The organism is Arthrobacter alkaliphilus (genome assembly GCF_021483235.1).
Lineage (GTDB): Bacteria > Actinomycetota > Actinomycetes > Actinomycetales > Micrococcaceae > Arthrobacter > Arthrobacter alkaliphilus.
In genome coordinates, this window is record NZ_JAKEEC010000017.1 from 1 (window position 1) to 15,552 (window position 15,552).

The following is a 15,552-nucleotide window of genomic DNA, read 5'->3' on the forward strand; positions in this document are numbered from 1 at the left end:
TCCGAAGTCCCCATCACCTCCGTCACCAACGGCGTCCACGTGCCGACATGGGTGGATCCGCGTATTTCGGCCCTGGCACGCCAACAGTTTGGAACCGAGGCAGAAGCCTCGGGCCGTTGGGATCTTGCCTACAACGTCAGCGACGAGGACGTCTGGGCGCTCCGGCGGCAACTCCGCGTGTCCCTGGTTGAGGACGTCCGGCGCCGCCTCCGGGCGTCGTGGAAGATGCGCGGAGCGGCTGATGCGGAGCTGGGCTGGACTGATACGGTGCTGGACCCGGACGTGCTCACGATCGGGTTCGCCCGGCGCGTACCGACCTACAAGCGGCTGACCCTGATGCTGCGGGACCCCGCCCGGCTCAAGGCGCTGCTGCTGCACCCGAAGCACCCCATCCAGCTGGTCATCGCCGGCAAGTCCCACCCGGCCGATGACGCGGGCAAAAAAATGATCCAGGATCTGGTGAAGTTCACCGATGATCCCGCCGTGCGGCACCGGATCGTGTTCCTGCCCAATTACGACATTGCGATGGCCCGCACCCTGTTCCCGGGCTGCGACGTGTGGCTGAACAACCCGCTCCGGCCCCTGGAAGCCTGCGGGACCTCGGGGATGAAGGCGGCCATCAACGGGTCCCTGAACCTTTCGGTCCTGGATGGCTGGTGGGATGAGATGTACGACGGCGAGAACGGTTGGGCGATCCCGACTGCGAACAACGACGCGACCGCGACCGAACGCGATGACATCGAAGCCGCCGCGCTCTATGAGCTCCTGGAAACCCAGGTGGCTCCGCGTTTCTACGGCTCCACGGTCTCCGCGGACGCCGGCGCGGCCGGGCCCTCGCAGTCCGGCCCGGAAGCCGTACCGACGCACTGGGTGTCCATGATCAAGCACACCCTGGCCCACCTCGGCCCGGCCGTCTCGGCCGAGCGGATGCTCCAGGACTACGTCAACACCCTCTACCGCCCGGCGGCGGAGTCGGGACGGCGCGCCGAAGCTGGCTCGTTCAAGGAAGCCAAGGAACTGGCGGCCTGGATCACGAAGGTCCGCGACGCCTGGCCGCAACTGATGGTGGAACACGTCGATTCCATCGGCGTCTCCGAGGAACCGCAGATCGGCGACACCCTCCAGGTCAACGCCTACATCGCACTCCACACGCTGACACCGGACGATGTCTCGGTTGAGGTGGCCTACGGGCGGGCCGAAGAAAGCGATGAGCTGGAGGACATCACCAAGGCCGAGCTGAGCGCCTTCGAGGACCTCGGCAACGGCCGCCACCTGTTCACCGGGACCATCCTGATCAACCGCTCCGGATCCTTCGGCTACACCGTCCGGGTCTTCCCGAAGCACCCGGCCCTCGCCTCGAAGGCCGAACTCGGGCTGATCGTCAACGCGTAGCGGCAGGCTGGCCGGGCGGGCGATGCCCGGCCGGCCAATCCGCGCTACTGCTGGAACACTGCGATGACGGCGAGGTCCCGCCCTGAGTAGGACTCTGCGTCCTGGAGGATCTCGCACACCACTCCGAAAGACCGGTCCGTCCGGTACGCCGCCGGGACCTGCCAGATCAGGGTGACGGGTGGCTGGTCATCCTCGGACACGCTGTCTGCGAAATCGTGCAGTGAATCGTTGAGCGCATCCAGGTCCACCCCGTAGTACTCGGGGAAATCGAGCACCTGTCCGAACACTTCCAAGACGGCCTTCTTGCTTGCCGCCGGCGGCACCATCACGGTGCGGCGGCCGGCGTCGGACACCTGATCCTGCAATTCTTCCAGTGTCCACGTGTCTGCGGAATAGATCTTCATGGTTCCTAGGTGCGGTAGATGTTGAGGGTGTTGCCTTGGATGATTTCCCGCTCGCCTGCCGCGACCAGCGCGCCCTGCCTGCGGTCGTTGAGCTCGGAGGTCGTCAGGCGAAGCTCGAACATCCGGTGACCGGCACCGGAGTCGGCGAGAAGTTTGGGCAGGACGACCTTCTGGTCATCCTTCTTCCCGTTGATCACGACCAAGCCGCGGTAGGCGCCGCCCTCGGAACTCAGCAAGAGTTGCACGACCCGCAGCGAGGGATCGTTCCAACGGGCCGCCGTCATGGGCTTGCCTTCTTCATCAAACCAGTCCAGGCCCGTCCCCTTGTCCGGGAAGCCCGCGTCCTGGGCCTGCAGGAAGTCCTTCCGGAGCCGGATCACCCTTTTGGTGCTCCGGAGCATGTCATGCGATTCGGGTGTCTGGGTCCAGTCGATCCACGTCAGGGGGTTGTCTTGGCAGTAGGCGTTGTTGTTTCCCTGTTGCGTGCGCCCAAGCTCGTCGCCGGCGGTGATCATGGGCACGCCGATGGAGATCATCAACGTGGTCATGAGGTTCCGTTTCGACAGGGCACGGGCCGCGAGAATCCTCTCGTTCTCCGTTCGCCCTTCGAATCCGTGGTTGTAGCTGCAGTTGTCGCCGTGGCCGTCGCGGTTTTGTTCGCCGTTGGCCTCGTTGTGCTTACGGTCGTAGGACACCAAGTCGGCAAGCGTGAAACCGTCGTGGGCGGTGATGAAGTTGAGGGAGGCGAGCCTTGAGCGCCCCGAGGGTTCAAAGACCCGGGCGGAGCCGGTCAAAGCTTCCGCCAGCGCCCCCACGTTGCCTCCGGACTGCCCGGCGTCGGCAGCGCCCCGGTCCGAAAGCCAGAAACGGCGCACCCCGTCACGGAAGTGATCGTTCCAATCCACCCAGCCCTTGGGGAACCGCCCCGTCTGCCAGCCGCCATAGCCCACATCCCACGGCTCGGCAATGAGCTTGGTCTTGGAGATGACCGGGTCCTCCGCGATGCGCTTCAGGAAAGGATGCCCTGGATCGAACTCGTTGCCCGCATTGCGGCACAGGGTCACGGCAAGGTCGAAACGGAAACCGTCGATGTGGAATTCTTCAACCCAATAACGGAGCGACTCAATGGCCAGGTCCACCACCCTCGGCTCCGCGAAGTTGAGGGTATTGCCGCAGCCCGTCGTATCGAGGTACCGGCCGTGGGCATCGTGGCGGTAGTACCGCTCCTCGCCCAGGCCCCTGAAACTGAAGGTGTCGCCGTCGGGGCCGCCTTCAGCCGTGTGGTTGTAGACGACGTCGAGGATCACTTCGATCCCGGCGGCATGCAGGAGCTTCACCATGCCTTTGAATTCATCTTGGACGGCGTGGGGCCCGGCCTGCTGGGCGGCCTGGGTGGCGTAGTCCGAGTGGGGCGCAAAAAAGGCTGCCGTGTTGTAACCCCAATAGTTGGTCAGGCCCAGATTCTGCAGGTGCTGCTCGTCGACATGGAAGTGGACGGGAAGCAATTGGACAGCCGTGACTCCCAAGGACTGGAAGTGTTCGATCATGGCGGGGTGGGCCATGCCCGCGTAGGTGCCGCGAAGGTGTTCCGGAATATCCGGATGCAGCATGCTCTGGCCGCGGACGTGGGCCTCGTAAACAATGGTGTCCCGCCACGGTGTGCGCAGCGGACGGTCCCCGCCCCAATCGAAAGCCGAGTCCATCCGCACGGACGTCAGTAGTTCTCCGCGCTGGTGCACCGCGCGACCGTAAGGATCCAGCAACAGCTGCTCAGCGCCGTCGGTGTCGAAGTCCGGAGCAGGAACCGACAGCGGAAGCGCGTCCTCGTGGACTGCCGCCCGGAAGCCGTACCGGGTGCCGACCGGCAGCCCGTCCACGATCCCGTGGTGCACGCCGTCCTCAAGTTTGGGGAGGGTGTGGACTTTCCAGGAGTCGCCGGGGGCTTTATAGGCGATCTCGACCCGGGCGAGTCCTGGTGCCCATACAGCGACGTTGACCCGGTCCGGTGCGGACGTTTCGCGGTTCGATTTCCCGGGCAGCGGGACACTCAGCCCGAGCGGCGACGGCCGCGAGGCCACTGTGGACGCTGTGTCAAAAATCGGCATAACCATTAGTTGAGAGTTTAGTCTCCGGCGCCAATTCTCCCCTGCCCGCGGCCCATATGACAGTGCCCGCGCGCTGCGGCCGGACGCACACCGCCGGCCACAAGGGGCGCATACAAGGCGCTCACCTGCTGAAACGTCGCATCCCCGGGCTCGTTGCCCTTTTCGGGAAACCGGTTGTTCGGACGGATTATTTCGGTGGCGCCGAGGACGCCCGGACGCATGCGGATGAGTTCGTATCCTCGGCGCGGTCGTTGCATACTTTGGCTATACACCAATGCGGAGGTAATTGTGCGAATCGCTCTTGCTCAACTCATCAGTGGCCGCGAGCTGGAAGACAACCTGACCCTGTTGGAAGACTATGCGCGCCGGGCCAAGGAGGGTGGCGCAGACCTCGTGGTGTTCCCAGAAGCGACCATGCGTGCATTCGGAAATTCCCTGCTCGACATCGCCGAGCCCCTCGACGGCCCATGGGCCAGCAGGGTGCGGACGATTGCCCAGGATCTTGGGATCGTGATCGTGGCGGGAATGTTCACCCCCGGGGTGGCTTCCGACGGCAGCAGCAACGGCAAGGTCCGGAACACCCTGATCGCTACCGGGCCCGGGGTGGACACCAGCTACGACAAGATCCACCTCTTCGACGCATTCGGGTTTGCGGAATCGGACACCGTCGATGCCGGCACCGATCCGGTGACGTTCGACGCCGGAGGCCTCACCTTTGGCCTGGCCACGTGCTACGATATCCGCTTCCCGGCCCTCTTCACGGCCAACGCCGAGCGCGGAGCCGAGGTGAATATCGTGGCCGCATCGTGGGGAGCCGGACCCGGGAAGGCGGAGCAGTGGAAGCTGCTCGCGCGGGCCAGGGCGATCGACACAACAACCTTCGTGTTGGCGTGCGGCCAAGGCGATCCCGCCACCCAGGGGCGTGAACCCAGGGGCGCGGCGCCTACCGGAGTGGGGCACTCCGTGGTCGTGTCCCCCTTGGGAAGCGTGCTGGAGGAGCTCGACGCCGAACCCGGCCTTTTGTTCGCGGAACTGGACGCCGCAGCGGTCGAGGACGCAAGAGCCAAGCTCCCGGTCCTCGCCAACCGCCGCGATTTCTAAGCTGCGAGGTTAGCGGGACGGCGCCGAGGATGGCGGCTGCGCCGCCACCCTCTTTGCTATTTCGCCGCGCGCTGCCTTGAGACTTCATACAGGGAGATGCCCACGGCCATGGAGGCGTTGAGGGATTCCATGGCGGAGTCGATCGGGATGGAGATGATCTGGTCGCAGTTTTCGCGGACAAGGCGGCTCAGGCCCTTGCCCTCGGAACCCACAACAATGCACACCGGATCGGTGGCCAGGGAAAGATCCGGCAGCGAGACATCGCCGTCGCCGTCCAAGCCCAGAACGAAGATCCCCATCTGCTTGAACTGCTTGAGGGCGTTGTTCAGGTTGGCTGCGCGGGCCACGGGGACGCGGACTGCCGCGCCTGCGCTGGTCTTCCACGCCGAAGCGGTGACGCCGACGGAGCGGCGTTCCGGGACGATCACGCCGTGTCCGCTGAATGCCGACACCGAGCGGATGATGGCGCCCAGGTTGCGGGGATCGGTGATGCCGTCGAGGGCAACGAAGAGGGGCGCGTTGGCGATGTGGCCCTTCTTCCACTTCTCCACCGTTTCCTCGGCGAGCTCGTAGGCGTCCTCGTATTCGTACGGCGGAATCTGCAGCACGAGTCCTTGGTGGACGGCGTCGTCGGTCATGCGGTCCAGCTCGGGCTTGCCGGTTTCCAGCAGCGGGATGCCACGCTCAGCGGCGATCTTGAGGGACTCCTTGACGCGGTCATCCATCTCGATCCGGATGGCGACGTGCAGCGCCTTCGCGGGGATTCCGGCGCGGAGCGCCTCCACCACGGAGTTGCGTCCGGTGACTACTTCCTCGGTTGCCCGGCCCTTCGGGCCGGAGCGGGCACCCGTGGTAGAGCGGACGGCGCCGCCGGCGGCGCGCTTGGCCGCGGCGCGTTCAGCGAGCTGCTTGTTCTTGTAAGCCTTGTGGTACTCGCGGTCCTCGGCTTTGGGGGTCGGACCCCGGCCTTCCAGGGCCTTTCGACCGTGGCCACCAGTTCCGGTGGTGGGGCCCTTCTTCTTTTTGACAGCCCGGCGACCGTTGTTGGCCATGAATTCCACCCTTGATTGTGTTGAGTAAGTCTGCAATCAAGTCTACTGAATCAACTTAAACCGGTACGACGGCGCCAGTTCAGTCCCGCTTGAAGCTCCAGCTTGCGCCGTCAGAGCCATCCTCGACGGCGATACCGGCCGCCGCGAGAATGTCGCGGATCGCGTCGGACGCAGCCCAGTCCTTCTTGGCACGCGCCTCGGCGCGCGCCTGCAACTGTGCTTCCACGAGGACTTCCAGGGCCTGGGCAGTCCCGGAATTCTCCTGGACTTCGCCGCGGGCATCGTTCAGTCCGAGCACGGTGGTCATGGCCATCACGGCCTGCAGCGCGTTCCGGGCGGCTGCGTCATCCCCGGAGGCCAGCGCCGTATTTCCGGCGCGGACAGTTTCGTGCAGGGCGCCAAGTGCCTGCGGGACGTTGAGATCGTCATCCATGGCTGCGGCGAAAGCGTCCGGCACGGGACTCGACTCAGGATGTGCGGTGAACTCGCCACCGAACTTCTTCGAGGCTTTGGCAATGAATCCGTAGATGCGCTCCACGGCGGCCGCGGCCTCCTGGAGCGACGTGGGCCTGTAGTCCAGGACGGAGCGGTACTGCGCCTGGCCAAGGTAGTACCGGACGACCCGCGGGCTCGCGAGCTCCAGCATTTCCGCAGGGCTCACCGTGTTGCCCACCGACTTGGACATCTTTTCGCCCGCGTAGGTGACCATGCCGTTGTGCAGCCAGAAGTTGGCGAACCCGTCGCCCGCGGCCTGCGACTGTGCCATTTCGTTTTCGTGGTGCGGGAAGCGGAGGTCCAATCCGCCGCCGTGGATGTCGAACTGCTGGCCCAGGTATTTCGTTGCCATCGCGGAGCATTCAAGGTGCCAACCCGGCCGGCCGGTTCCCCACGGCGAAACCCAGCTCGCCGTCGTCGGCTCCCCTTCCTTGTAGCCCTTCCACAACGCAAAGTCGCGGGGATCGCGCTTCCTGTTGCTGAATTGCGGCTCGACGTCGGCGGCGCCCTGCATGTCGTCGATGTTCTGGCGCGTCAGGGAGCCGTATTTGCTCCAGGAGCGGACGTCGAAGTACACATCGCCGGAGTCGTCCTGCGCGGGGTAGGCGTGGCCGCGGTCGATGAGCCTTTGGATGAGCGCGTGCATCTCCGGGATGTGGCCGGTAGCGCGGGGTTCGTAGGTGGGGCGGGAGACGCCCAGGATGTCGTAGGCCTGTTCGAATTCCTGCTCGTAGCGGTAGGCCAGGGCCCACCATTCTTCCTCGGCTTTGGCGGTGGGTTCCTCGGCCCAATCCGGGCCGAACGACTGCGCCGACTTGGCCAGGATCTTGTCGTCGATGTCCGTGACGTTGCGGACAACGGTCACACGCAGGCCACGGTATTCGAGCCAACGCGTCAACTGGTCAAAGGCGATCGCGGAACGGACGTGTCCGACGTGCGGCATTCCCTGCACGGTGGCACCGCAGTAGTAGACGCTGGCCTTGCCGGCTTCAAGGGGAACGAAGTCGCGGACTTCGGCGGATGCGGTGTCGTAAAAGCGCAGGGTCACCGCTCCAGATTAGCGGATGCGGACCGCCTGCCTCCGTTGTGCGCCGTCCGTCCCGGCTCAGTCGCCGTCGCTTGGGGGCGCGGCCGGCACGGCATAGACAAGGGCCGTGGCGACGGCGGAAATGCCCTCACCTCGTCCCGTGAAGCCCAGGCCATCGCTGGTGGTCGCCGTCACGCTGACGGGAGCCCCCGCCGCGGCACTGAGGACACGCTGCGATTCTTCACGCCGCGGCCCGAACTTTGGCCGGTTGGCAACAAACTGCACCGCCACGTTTCCGATTTCAAAACCGGCGGCACGGACGATCCTGGCAGCCTCCCCCAGGAGTTTCACCCCGGATGCGCCCGCGAATTCGGGCCGGTCCGTGCCAAAGTGCGTGCCGAGATCACCGATGCCACAGGCTGAGAAGAGGGCGTCCGCAGCCGCGTGGGCGACGCAATCGCCGTCGGAATGCCCCGAAAGTCCGCGCTCCCCCTCCCAAAACAGCCCGCCGAGCCACAGTGGCTGCGGATCGTCCTCAGGTGCGTAGGCGTGCACGTCCACCCCGATGCCGGTGCGCGGCAGGTTCATCGGCGGGGTCCCGGCTGCCACGCCCATCAGCCTTCCACCCAACGGGCTCCGAGCGGCCCCTCCAGAAGGCCTTCGGCAATGATGAGATCCAACGGCGTGGTGATCTTGAGGGACTGGCTGGCACCCCGGACCGCGTGGACGGGGACGCCAAGGACCTCGACGAGCATGGCGTCATCCGTGACTGCCGCCGACTGCTTCTCGTCGAATGCCGCGGCCGCCGCGTGGGCACGAACCAGGGTCTCAAGGTCGAATCCCTGCGGAGTCTGCACGGCGCGCAGCTGCTCACGCGGGGCGGTGCCCGTGACGATCTCCGGCGCGATTCCGGCGTCGTCCCCATCGGTTTCCGCGACCATCTTGACTGTGTCCACCACTGGAATGGCGGGGATCACCGCTTTGGCGCCCGACGCGAGGGCGTCAGCGACGCGATGGAAGACCCGGTCTGGAGTCAGCGCACGCGCGGCGTCGTGGACAAGCACGGAGCGCGTTCCCTCAAGGACCGCCCCCAACGCGGCGCGGACTGAATCGGCACGGGTGGATCCGCCGTCGACCACTGTGATCAGCGGATCGTCCGCGCCCAGCTCCTGACGGAATTCTTCGCAAAGCCTGCGCAGCTCCAGGTCCCCGGCGGGGACGGCCACGCAGATCTGGCGGGCGACGTCTGCCGACGCGACGCCACGAAGCGCATGGGTCAAAATCGTGTCGCCGCCCAACGGCACTCTTGCCTTGGGCATGCCGTAGCCAAGCCGCTCACCGGAGCCTGCGGCGACGACGACGACGGCGGTAGCCTCGCGTCGGGATGGTGTAGTCATGGGCCCAAGCCTACGTGGTGCCCGCCCGGCCGGACACGCCCGGACACGGGCGGGAACGCCCGGACACGCCCGGACACCGGCGGGCAAAAGGAAACCCCGGCGGCAAGTCGCCACCGGGGTTCAAATCTTTGAATCTCTGTTAGGAAGCCAGAACTTCGTCGAGAACGCTTGCGGCCTTCTCTTCGTCGGTCTTCTCAGCCAATGCCAGTTCTGAAATCAGAATCTGGCGGGCCTTGGCCAGCATCCGCTTCTCGCCTGCGGAAAGGCCGCGATCGTGATCACGGCGCCAAAGATCGCGGACGACCTCCGCAACCTTGATGACGTCGCCGGAAGCAAGCTTCTCCAAGTTTGCCTTGTAGCGACGGGACCAGTTGGTGGGCTCTTCAGTGAACTCGGCACGGAGAACGTCAAATACGTGCTCCAAACCTTCCTTGCCCACTACGTCGCGAACCCCAACAAGGTCTACGTTTTCTGCTGGAACTTCAATGGTCAGATCACCCTGAGCCACCTTGAGCTTGAGATACATTTTCTCTTCGCCCTTGATGGTGCGCATCTTGATTTCTTCAATTTTTGCTGCACCGTGGTGAGGGTAAACTACTGTCTCGCCGACCTCAAAAACCATGTGGACTTTCCCCTTTCCCGCAGACCAGTTTATCACGCTTAAGGCATACGATTGGCACGGAAAGGGGTCCGGAACCCAGTAAATACGCGGAAATTGGCCTCTTCAGCCCTCCTGGACCCTCTTGACGGGAGGGGATAAAAGTGCATTGGAGGCAGCGTTGCGGGCGACCCTACTCCTTCTGGAAGGCCGCCACAATGGTGATCGGAATCCTTGTTCCTGCCAGTTTGCCGATAGGCTAAGGGCTGAAAAGTGTTCCAATGACTCTTAGAGGAGTACGTGTCGTGCGCATTACTGCGATGAACCGTGTCCAGCGCGGCAAACTGGCGATGGCGGCGGCCGCCATCAGCATCGGTCTCTTGTCCGTGACCGGCTGTGGCTATATCAACCCCCAGCAGACCAACGAGCAGTACTCTCCGTCTGACGGCGTCAGGGACGACCTCGGTCCGCTTCAGCTGCGCAACATGCTCATCGTCTCCAAGGACGCCAACAAGCCAGGACGCGTCATTGGCGCCGTGTTCAACACCTCCTCGAACGATGCAACCCTGACCATCAGCGGCTCCGGCGGGTCAACGGCGACCATTCCGGTCAAGGCCAAGTCCCAGACCTACCTCAACGAGAACTACGAAGCCGTGATCTTGAGCCCGAGCGGCGGAGCACCGGGTTCCCTGGTTCCGGTGACCATCAAGACCGGCTCCGAATCCCGCAACGTGCAGTTCCCGGTCCTGGATGCTTCGTTGAAGGAATACGAAAAGTACCTCCCCACGGTATCCGCGTCTCCTAGCCCGTCGGTCAGCGGTTCCGCTACCCCCAGCACCAGCGCGACGTCGAGCAGCAGCGCGACCCCGGGCACCAGCGCCACGCCGAAGCCGAGCGCAAGCGCCACGGGCCACTAGACCCTCAGCGGCCACAAGAAAGGGCTCCCGCCACGTAGAACGTGGCGGGAGCCCTTTCTTTGTCTTCGCTCTTGCAGCTTGCCCTGGCCATTCCGGGCGCTGCTGGCCGCGCGGCTCTTAGGGCTCGAACTTGTAGCCCAGGCCCCGGACCGTCACGAGGTAGCGGGGAACCGAGGGGTCCGGTTCGATCTTGCTGCGCAGGCGCTTCACATGGACATCCAAGGTCTTGGTGTCGCCCACGTAGTCGGAACCCCAGACGCGGTCGATCAGCTGCCCCCTGGTGAGGACGCGGCCCGAATTGCGAAGGAGCATCTCAAGGAGCTCGAATTCCTTCAGCGGAAGGGATACCTGTTCACCATTGACGCTCACCACGTGACGCTCGATGTCCATCCGGACAGGTCCGGCCTGCACGGTTGACGTGATGAGTTCCTCCGGTTCGCCTTGGCGGCGCAGCACGGCACGCACACGCGCCACGAGCTCCCTTGAGGAGTACGGCTTGGTGACGTAGTCATCCGCGCCGAGCTCCAGGCCAACTACCTTGTCGATTTCCGAGTCCTTGGCGGTCAGCATGATGACCGGGACGCTGGAACGCTGCCGCAGTTGCCTGCACACCTCGGTGCCGGGCGTTCCTGGAAGCTGCAGGTCCAGCAGTACGAGGTCTGCCCCGTTGCGGTCGAACTCCACCAATGCGTCGCTGCCGTTGTCCACAACCTGGACATCGAAGCCTTCCTTGCCCAACAGGTAGGACAGAGGGTCGCTGAAGGACTCTTCGTCCTCCACGATAAGAATCCTGCTCAAGCGCCAGCTCCTTGCTCTAGGGCGCGTACGGCGCCCGTCGTTTGAATCATGCTGCGGGGCTTCGCCCCGGCGTCGTCGTTCTCCTGGCCTTCCATCTCCGGAAGGCGGATGGTGAAAGTGGAACCTTGCCCGAGCTGGGACCAGACGGTGACCTCGCCGCCGTGGTTGGACACCACATGCTTGACGATACTCAGGCCCAAGCCCGTTCCGCCGGTCTGCCGGGACCTCGCCGCATCCACGCGGTAGAAGCGTTCGAAGATGCGCTCTTGGTCCTCGGGGCTGAGCCCGTCGCCCTGGTCTGTGACGGAAATGGCCACCACGCCCTCTTTGGCGCGGACGCCCACTCCCACGCGGGTGTTCTCCGGCGAATATCGGACGGCGTTGTCGATCAGGTTCCGCAAGGCTGTCACCAGCAGGTCCTGGTCGCCGAACACGGTTGTTTCCGAGCGCCCGCCGACCACTATCTTGATGTTCTTGAGTTCTGCCGGGAGTTGCGAACGATCCACGGCTTCGGCGATCACTGCATTGATATCCACGGCGTGCCCTTGTTGCGCCACGTTGGCGCCCTGGAGCCGGGAGAGCTCGATGATGTCCTGCACGAGCGCGGCGAGCCGCGTGGATTCTTTGTGCATCCGCTTGGCGAAGCGTCGGACGGCTTCTTCGTCGTCCGGGCTTGCCTCGAGCGCCTCGGCCAGCAGGGAGATGGCGCCCACCGGTGTTTTGAGTTCGTGGGAGACGTTCGCCACGAAGTCGTTGCGAATCTCTTCGGTCCTGGTGATTTCAGTGCGGTCATCGGCCAGCAGGACGATATATTCCCATCCGAGCATGGCTGCCCGCACCTGCACCACGATGGTTCCCTTGCCCAGCGGGCCGCGCGGCAACTCGTACGTTTCTTCCAGGATCACGCCGTCGCGCCGGACCTTGGCTGTCATGTCCAGCAGCTGCTTATGCACCACCGTGTGGCCCCTCACGAGGCCGTACGCATAGGCCGCCGGGCTGGCCCGGACCACGCCGTCGATCGCGTCCACGACGACGAAAGCACGCCCGACGACCGACAGCACCTCCGCGGCTCCCTCCGGAAGCAGCGGCTCGGTGACGTCCAGGTCCACGATCTTCCGCTGCCGCTCACTGAGCCTGAACGCGAGCACGCCAAAGACGCCGCACGCCAGGCCGACTAGACCTGCGATGACACCGATGAGCACTGGATCCACGGATCTAGCTTATGCGGTCCAAACACTGCAAAAATATGTAACAGTCATCAAACGGCCCCGATTCAGCTAACGTTCACCTAAAGATGCGCAACCGTTCATTGACCGCTGCAAGTCTTAGCAGTTGGACACGAGTTAGCTGTGATGATTTCCGCGCCGCCAGAGGGGCGCGGAGGAGATTTCCGAGGAGAGGACGCCACCATGCGCAAGGTTTTTCAGGAGGAGCTCATCCAGGTGGGTGAGGACCTTATCGAGATCTCAAAGCTGGTCACCGAGGCGATCCAGAACGCGACCACAGCCTTCGAAGGCGCCGACATCGATCTTGCCGAGGAAGTCATTGCGGCCGATGCGCGGATCGATTTCCTGCAGAACGGCCTGGACGAGCGGGCCATCGACATCCTGGCCCTCCAGGGTCCGGTGGCAAGCGATCTCCGGATGATTGTCGGCTCGCTGCGGATGAGCGCGTCCCTGGAGCGCATGGGTGACCTCGCCCGGCACGTGGCCCAGCTGGCCCGTTTGCGCTACCCGGCGATTGTGATCCCCGAGCAGCTGACCGCGACCTTCAAGGACATGGCGCGCCTCGACCTCGAAATCGTCCAGAAGGTCACGCTCCTCCTGGAATCCCGCGACCTGGAAGTTGCCCGCGACATCCTCAAGCTCAACCTCCGCGTGGACGACCTGCACTTGAGCGTCTTCCGGGCAATCGCGGATCCTGCCTGGGCCGAGACTGCCACCACCACCGTGGATGTGGCCCTCGCCAGCCGCTACTTCGAGCGTTTCGCCGACCACGGCGTCTCGGTTGCCCGCAAAGTGACCTACCTGGTCACCGGTGAATGGCAACCGGAAGGCTTCTAGCCAAGGTTTATCGAAGAACGACGCCGGCCGGCCCACCTCGCTAGGTGGGCCGGCCGGCGTCGTTCTGTCACAAGCTTGTTTCTTGCTACTTCTTGCCTTGCGCGGCTACAGCCTTGATGGACTCAGCCGCGGCCTCGGGGTCAANGTCACAAGCTTGTTTCTTGCTACTTCTTGCCTTGCGCGGCTACAGCCTTGATGGACTCAGCCGCGGCCTCGGGGTCAAGGTAGGTTCCGCCGGGGTTGATCGGCTGGAAGTCCTCGTCCAGCTCGTAGACCAGCGGAATGCCTGTGGGGATGTTGAGGCCCGCGATGTCGCCGTCGCTGATGCCGTCAAGGTGCTTCACGAGTGCCCGCAGCGAGTTGCCGTGCGCCGTGACCAGGACGGTCTTGCCCGACTTGAGGTCTTCCTTGATGTCGGATTCCCAGTACGGCAGGAGGCGTATGAGGACGTCCTTGAGGCACTCGGTACGCGGGAGGGCGTCCCCCAGGCCGGCGTAGCGGGGATCGTTGACCTGCGAGAACTCGCTGTCGTCCGGGAGCGGGGGCGGCGGGGTGTCGTAGCTGCGGCGCCATTCCATGAACTGCTCTTCACCGAACTCGGCGAGGGTCTGGGCCTTGTCCTTGCCCTGCAAGGCTCCGTAGTGGCGCTCGTTGAGGCGCCAGTCGCGCTTGACCGGGATCCAACCGCGGTCCGCCTTGTCCAGGGCGATGTTCGCGGTGTTGATGGCCCGCTTGAGCAGGGACGTGTACAGGATGTCCGGGAGAACGTTGTTCTCGACCAGAAGCTCTCCACCGCGCGCTGCTTCCTCGCGGCCTTGGTCGTTCAGGTCGACGTCCACCCAGCCGGTGAACAGGTTCTTGGCGTTCCAGTCGCTGTGGCCGTGGCGCAGCAGAATCAGCTTGTAAGTCATGGTCTTCATCCTAAGCGATCATGCACCGCCGTTGCCGGGCGTTACGCGCAACGCGGGGTCACTTAGCGCCCATGTTGGGGTTCCGGATGGGCCGTAAGTGACCCCGCGTTGGAAGATAAAGTGGGACGGTGGTGCAAAAAGCGGAGCGGGTGCAAGGAAGACGCGGCAAACCCGTCGGCAATGTCACCAGGGGCACCACCAACCCCAACCGCATGCGCCGCCTGGACCGATGGTTGGCAGGCCCGCAGGGATGGCGGCTACGCTCCGCCGTCGACCCCTTGGTGGTCGACCTCGGCTATGGCGCGTCCCCGGCCACCGCCGTCGAACTCTTCGAAAGGCTGCAGGCCGTCCGCGCCGACGTCCGCGTGTGCGGCATCGAGATCGAGCCCGAACGCGTCCGGATCGCCAAATCCTTGGAAAGGCCCGGGCTCAGCTTCCACGTAGGCGGTTTCGAGGTTCCTGTCCCAGGCAATCCCGTGTTGGTGCGGGCCTTCAACGTGCTGCGGCAATACGAGGAGTCCGACGTGGCCGGAATCTGGAGCCTGGTGCAGTCACGCCTGGCTCCCGGGGGGTTGTTCATCGACGGCACGTGCGACGAAATCGGCCGCAGGGTGACGTGGGTTGCATTGGATTCAAACGGGCCGTTGAGCCTGAGCCTGTCCATGCGGTTCGGCGGTTTCGACCTGCCCTCCGACGTCGCCGAACGCCTGCCGAAAGCACTCATCCACCGTAATGTCCCGGGTGAACGGATATATGCGTTCCTGAATGCCCTTGACCAGGCATGGCTGGAGGCTGCACCCCTTGCGTCGTTCGGCAACAGGCAGCGGTGGACGGCCATGTGCCAATCAATGCGCGACGCCGGTTGGCCCCTTCAGGACGGAACGTCGCGCTGGCGCTTGGGGGAAGTTACGGTCGACTGGTCAGCGGTGGCCCCGGCCTGAACTTGCGCCTACCAGGGACCGTACGGCCCTTGGTTGCGGCCACTGTTGCCGATTTCCTTCACTGCGGGACGGACGTCCGCCAAGTAGACACACGCCGCGGTGACGGCCGCAATGCCGAAGATGCCGAAGCCACCGCCGCCACCGAGGAGCGACAGCCCGCCGATGACCGCGGCTACGCCGGTCAGGGCCAGCCAAAACGTCTTGGTGCGCTTGGATGCGGCTTCAAAGGACGAGGGTTTGTGGCGCAAGCAATCGACCAGTGCCCACAGCTCCAAAGCGAAGGCAACCAGTCCCAGAATGAACCAAATCCCATTCTGGATGTTTGAAATCAAAATTTTTCCGTCCACGCCC

General features: G+C 64.3%; 16 protein-coding genes. 5 read left to right on the forward strand and 11 right to left on the reverse strand.

What is annotated here, in order from left to right; genetic code table 11:
- Window positions 1-1,392, forward strand: a 1,392-nt coding sequence (glgP, locus tag L0B83_RS12570; RefSeq protein WP_234758797.1) for an alpha-glucan family phosphorylase, incomplete at its 5' end; no start/stop codon positions are given.
- Between the two features lie 44 nt (window positions 1,393-1,436).
- On the opposite strand, the gene L0B83_RS12575 is transcribed toward glgP, so the two are convergent.
- On the reverse strand, window positions 1,437-1,796 hold the full coding sequence (locus L0B83_RS12575) for a barstar family protein (protein ID WP_234758798.1): 360 nt from the start codon (window positions 1,794-1,796) through the stop codon (window positions 1,437-1,439).
- A gap of 5 nt (window positions 1,797-1,801) precedes the next feature.
- Window positions 1,802-3,907: a glycogen debranching protein GlgX gene (glgX, locus tag L0B83_RS12580; protein WP_234758799.1), complete on the reverse strand. Its 2,106-nt coding sequence runs from the start codon at window positions 3,905-3,907 to the stop codon at window positions 1,802-1,804.
- Between the two features lie 282 nt (window positions 3,908-4,189).
- Here glgX and L0B83_RS12585 point away from each other — a divergent pair, with 282 nt between their 5' ends.
- Window positions 4,190-5,002, forward strand: coding sequence for a carbon-nitrogen hydrolase family protein (locus tag L0B83_RS12585; RefSeq protein ID WP_234758800.1), 813 nt, complete (start codon window positions 4,190-4,192; stop codon window positions 5,000-5,002).
- 56 nt (window positions 5,003-5,058) lie between these two features.
- Here the strand turns inward: L0B83_RS12585 and rlmB are convergent, their stop codons facing one another.
- From rlmB to L0B83_RS12610, 5 genes are all read right to left on the reverse strand, one after another.
- A complete protein-coding gene (gene rlmB, locus L0B83_RS12590) occupies window positions 5,059-6,054 on the reverse strand; it encodes a 23S rRNA (guanosine(2251)-2'-O)-methyltransferase RlmB (protein WP_234758801.1) in 996 nt (331 codons plus the stop codon).
- Between the two features lie 79 nt (window positions 6,055-6,133).
- The gene (gene cysS / locus L0B83_RS12595) at window positions 6,134-7,597 is read right to left on the reverse strand and encodes a cysteine--tRNA ligase (protein ID WP_234758802.1); all 1,464 of its coding nucleotides are present in this window, start codon (window positions 7,595-7,597) and stop codon (window positions 6,134-6,136) included.
- 57 nt (window positions 7,598-7,654) lie between these two features.
- Complete coding sequence (ispF, locus tag L0B83_RS12600; protein ID WP_372461193.1) at window positions 7,655-8,191, reverse strand: 2-C-methyl-D-erythritol 2,4-cyclodiphosphate synthase; 537 nt, start codon at window positions 8,189-8,191, stop codon at window positions 7,655-7,657.
- Window positions 8,191-8,973, reverse strand: coding sequence for a 2-C-methyl-D-erythritol 4-phosphate cytidylyltransferase (gene ispD, locus L0B83_RS12605; RefSeq protein WP_234758803.1), 783 nt, complete (start codon window positions 8,971-8,973; stop codon window positions 8,191-8,193). Before ispD ends, ispF begins: the two co-directional genes overlap by 1 nt.
- 139 nt (window positions 8,974-9,112) lie before the next feature.
- Window positions 9,113-9,595, reverse strand: a complete 483-nt coding sequence (locus L0B83_RS12610; protein WP_011690592.1) for a CarD family transcriptional regulator — start codon at window positions 9,593-9,595, stop codon at window positions 9,113-9,115.
- A 296-nt stretch (window positions 9,596-9,891) separates the two neighbouring features.
- On the opposite strand from L0B83_RS12610, the gene L0B83_RS12615 reads away from it, so the two are divergent.
- The gene (locus L0B83_RS12615) at window positions 9,892-10,488 is read left to right on the forward strand and encodes a hypothetical protein (RefSeq protein WP_234758873.1); all 597 of its coding nucleotides are present in this window, start codon (window positions 9,892-9,894) and stop codon (window positions 10,486-10,488) included.
- A gap of 117 nt (window positions 10,489-10,605) precedes the next feature.
- On the opposite strand, the gene L0B83_RS12620 is transcribed toward L0B83_RS12615, so the two are convergent.
- Window positions 10,606-11,286 carry a winged helix-turn-helix domain-containing protein gene (locus L0B83_RS12620; RefSeq protein WP_059388662.1) on the reverse strand — a complete coding sequence of 227 codons (681 nt, stop codon included), beginning with the start codon at window positions 11,284-11,286 and terminating at the stop codon, window positions 10,606-10,608.
- Window positions 11,283-12,488 (reverse strand): sensor histidine kinase, encoded by a 1,206-nt coding sequence (locus L0B83_RS12625; protein WP_234758874.1) that lies wholly within the window; start codon window positions 12,486-12,488, stop codon window positions 11,283-11,285. Before L0B83_RS12625 ends, L0B83_RS12620 begins: the two co-directional genes overlap by 4 nt.
- A 207-nt stretch (window positions 12,489-12,695) precedes the next feature.
- Here L0B83_RS12625 and phoU point away from each other — a divergent pair, with 207 nt between their 5' ends.
- On the forward strand, window positions 12,696-13,349 hold the full coding sequence (phoU, locus tag L0B83_RS12630; RefSeq protein WP_234758804.1) for a phosphate signaling complex protein PhoU: 654 nt from the start codon (window positions 12,696-12,698) through the stop codon (window positions 13,347-13,349).
- 164 nt (window positions 13,350-13,513) lie between these two features.
- On the opposite strand, the gene L0B83_RS12635 is transcribed toward phoU, so the two are convergent.
- Window positions 13,514-14,260, reverse strand: a complete 747-nt coding sequence (locus L0B83_RS12635) for a phosphoglyceromutase (protein WP_234758805.1) — start codon at window positions 14,258-14,260, stop codon at window positions 13,514-13,516.
- Window positions 14,261-14,388: 128 nt separating this feature from the next.
- On the opposite strand from L0B83_RS12635, the gene L0B83_RS12640 reads away from it, so the two are divergent.
- Window positions 14,389-15,201, forward strand: coding sequence for a class I SAM-dependent methyltransferase (locus L0B83_RS12640; protein WP_372461194.1), 813 nt, complete (start codon window positions 14,389-14,391; stop codon window positions 15,199-15,201).
- Window positions 15,202-15,209: 8 nt separating this feature from the next.
- Here the strand turns inward: L0B83_RS12640 and L0B83_RS12645 are convergent, their stop codons facing one another.
- Window positions 15,210-15,548 (reverse strand): DUF2516 family protein, encoded by a 339-nt coding sequence (locus L0B83_RS12645; RefSeq protein ID WP_234758806.1) that lies wholly within the window; start codon window positions 15,546-15,548, stop codon window positions 15,210-15,212.
- Window positions 15,549-15,552 lie beyond the last annotated feature (4 nt).

What these genes read in the sequence shown, in the direction of transcription:
- L0B83_RS12575 (WP_234758798.1), bottom strand. Translation starts at nt 1,796, where the DNA reads ATGAAGATCTATTCCGCAGACACGTGGACACTGGAAGAATTGCAGGAT.
- glgX (WP_234758799.1), bottom strand. Translation starts at nt 3,907, where the DNA reads ATGGTTATGCCGATTTTTGACACAGCGTCCACAGTGGCCTCGCGGCCG.
- rlmB (WP_234758801.1), bottom strand. Translation starts at nt 6,054, where the DNA reads ATGGCCAACAACGGTCGCCGGGCTGTCAAAAAGAAGAAGGGCCCCACC.
- ispF (WP_372461193.1), bottom strand. Translation starts at nt 8,191, where the DNA reads ATGGGCGTGGCAGCCGGGACCCCGCCGATGAACCTGCCGCGCACCGGC.
- ispD (WP_234758803.1), bottom strand. Translation starts at nt 8,973, where the DNA reads ATGACTACACCATCCCGACGCGAGGCTACCGCCGTCGTCGTCGTCGCC.
- L0B83_RS12610 (WP_011690592.1), bottom strand. Translation starts at nt 9,595, where the DNA reads ATGGTTTTTGAGGTCGGCGAGACAGTAGTTTACCCTCACCACGGTGCA.
- L0B83_RS12615 (WP_234758873.1), top strand. Translation starts at nt 9,892, where the DNA reads ATGAACCGTGTCCAGCGCGGCAAACTGGCGATGGCGGCGGCCGCCATC.
- phoU (WP_234758804.1), top strand. Translation starts at nt 12,696, where the DNA reads ATGCGCAAGGTTTTTCAGGAGGAGCTCATCCAGGTGGGTGAGGACCTT.
- L0B83_RS12635 (WP_234758805.1), bottom strand. Translation starts at nt 14,260, where the DNA reads ATGACTTACAAGCTGATTCTGCTGCGCCACGGCCACAGCGACTGGAAC.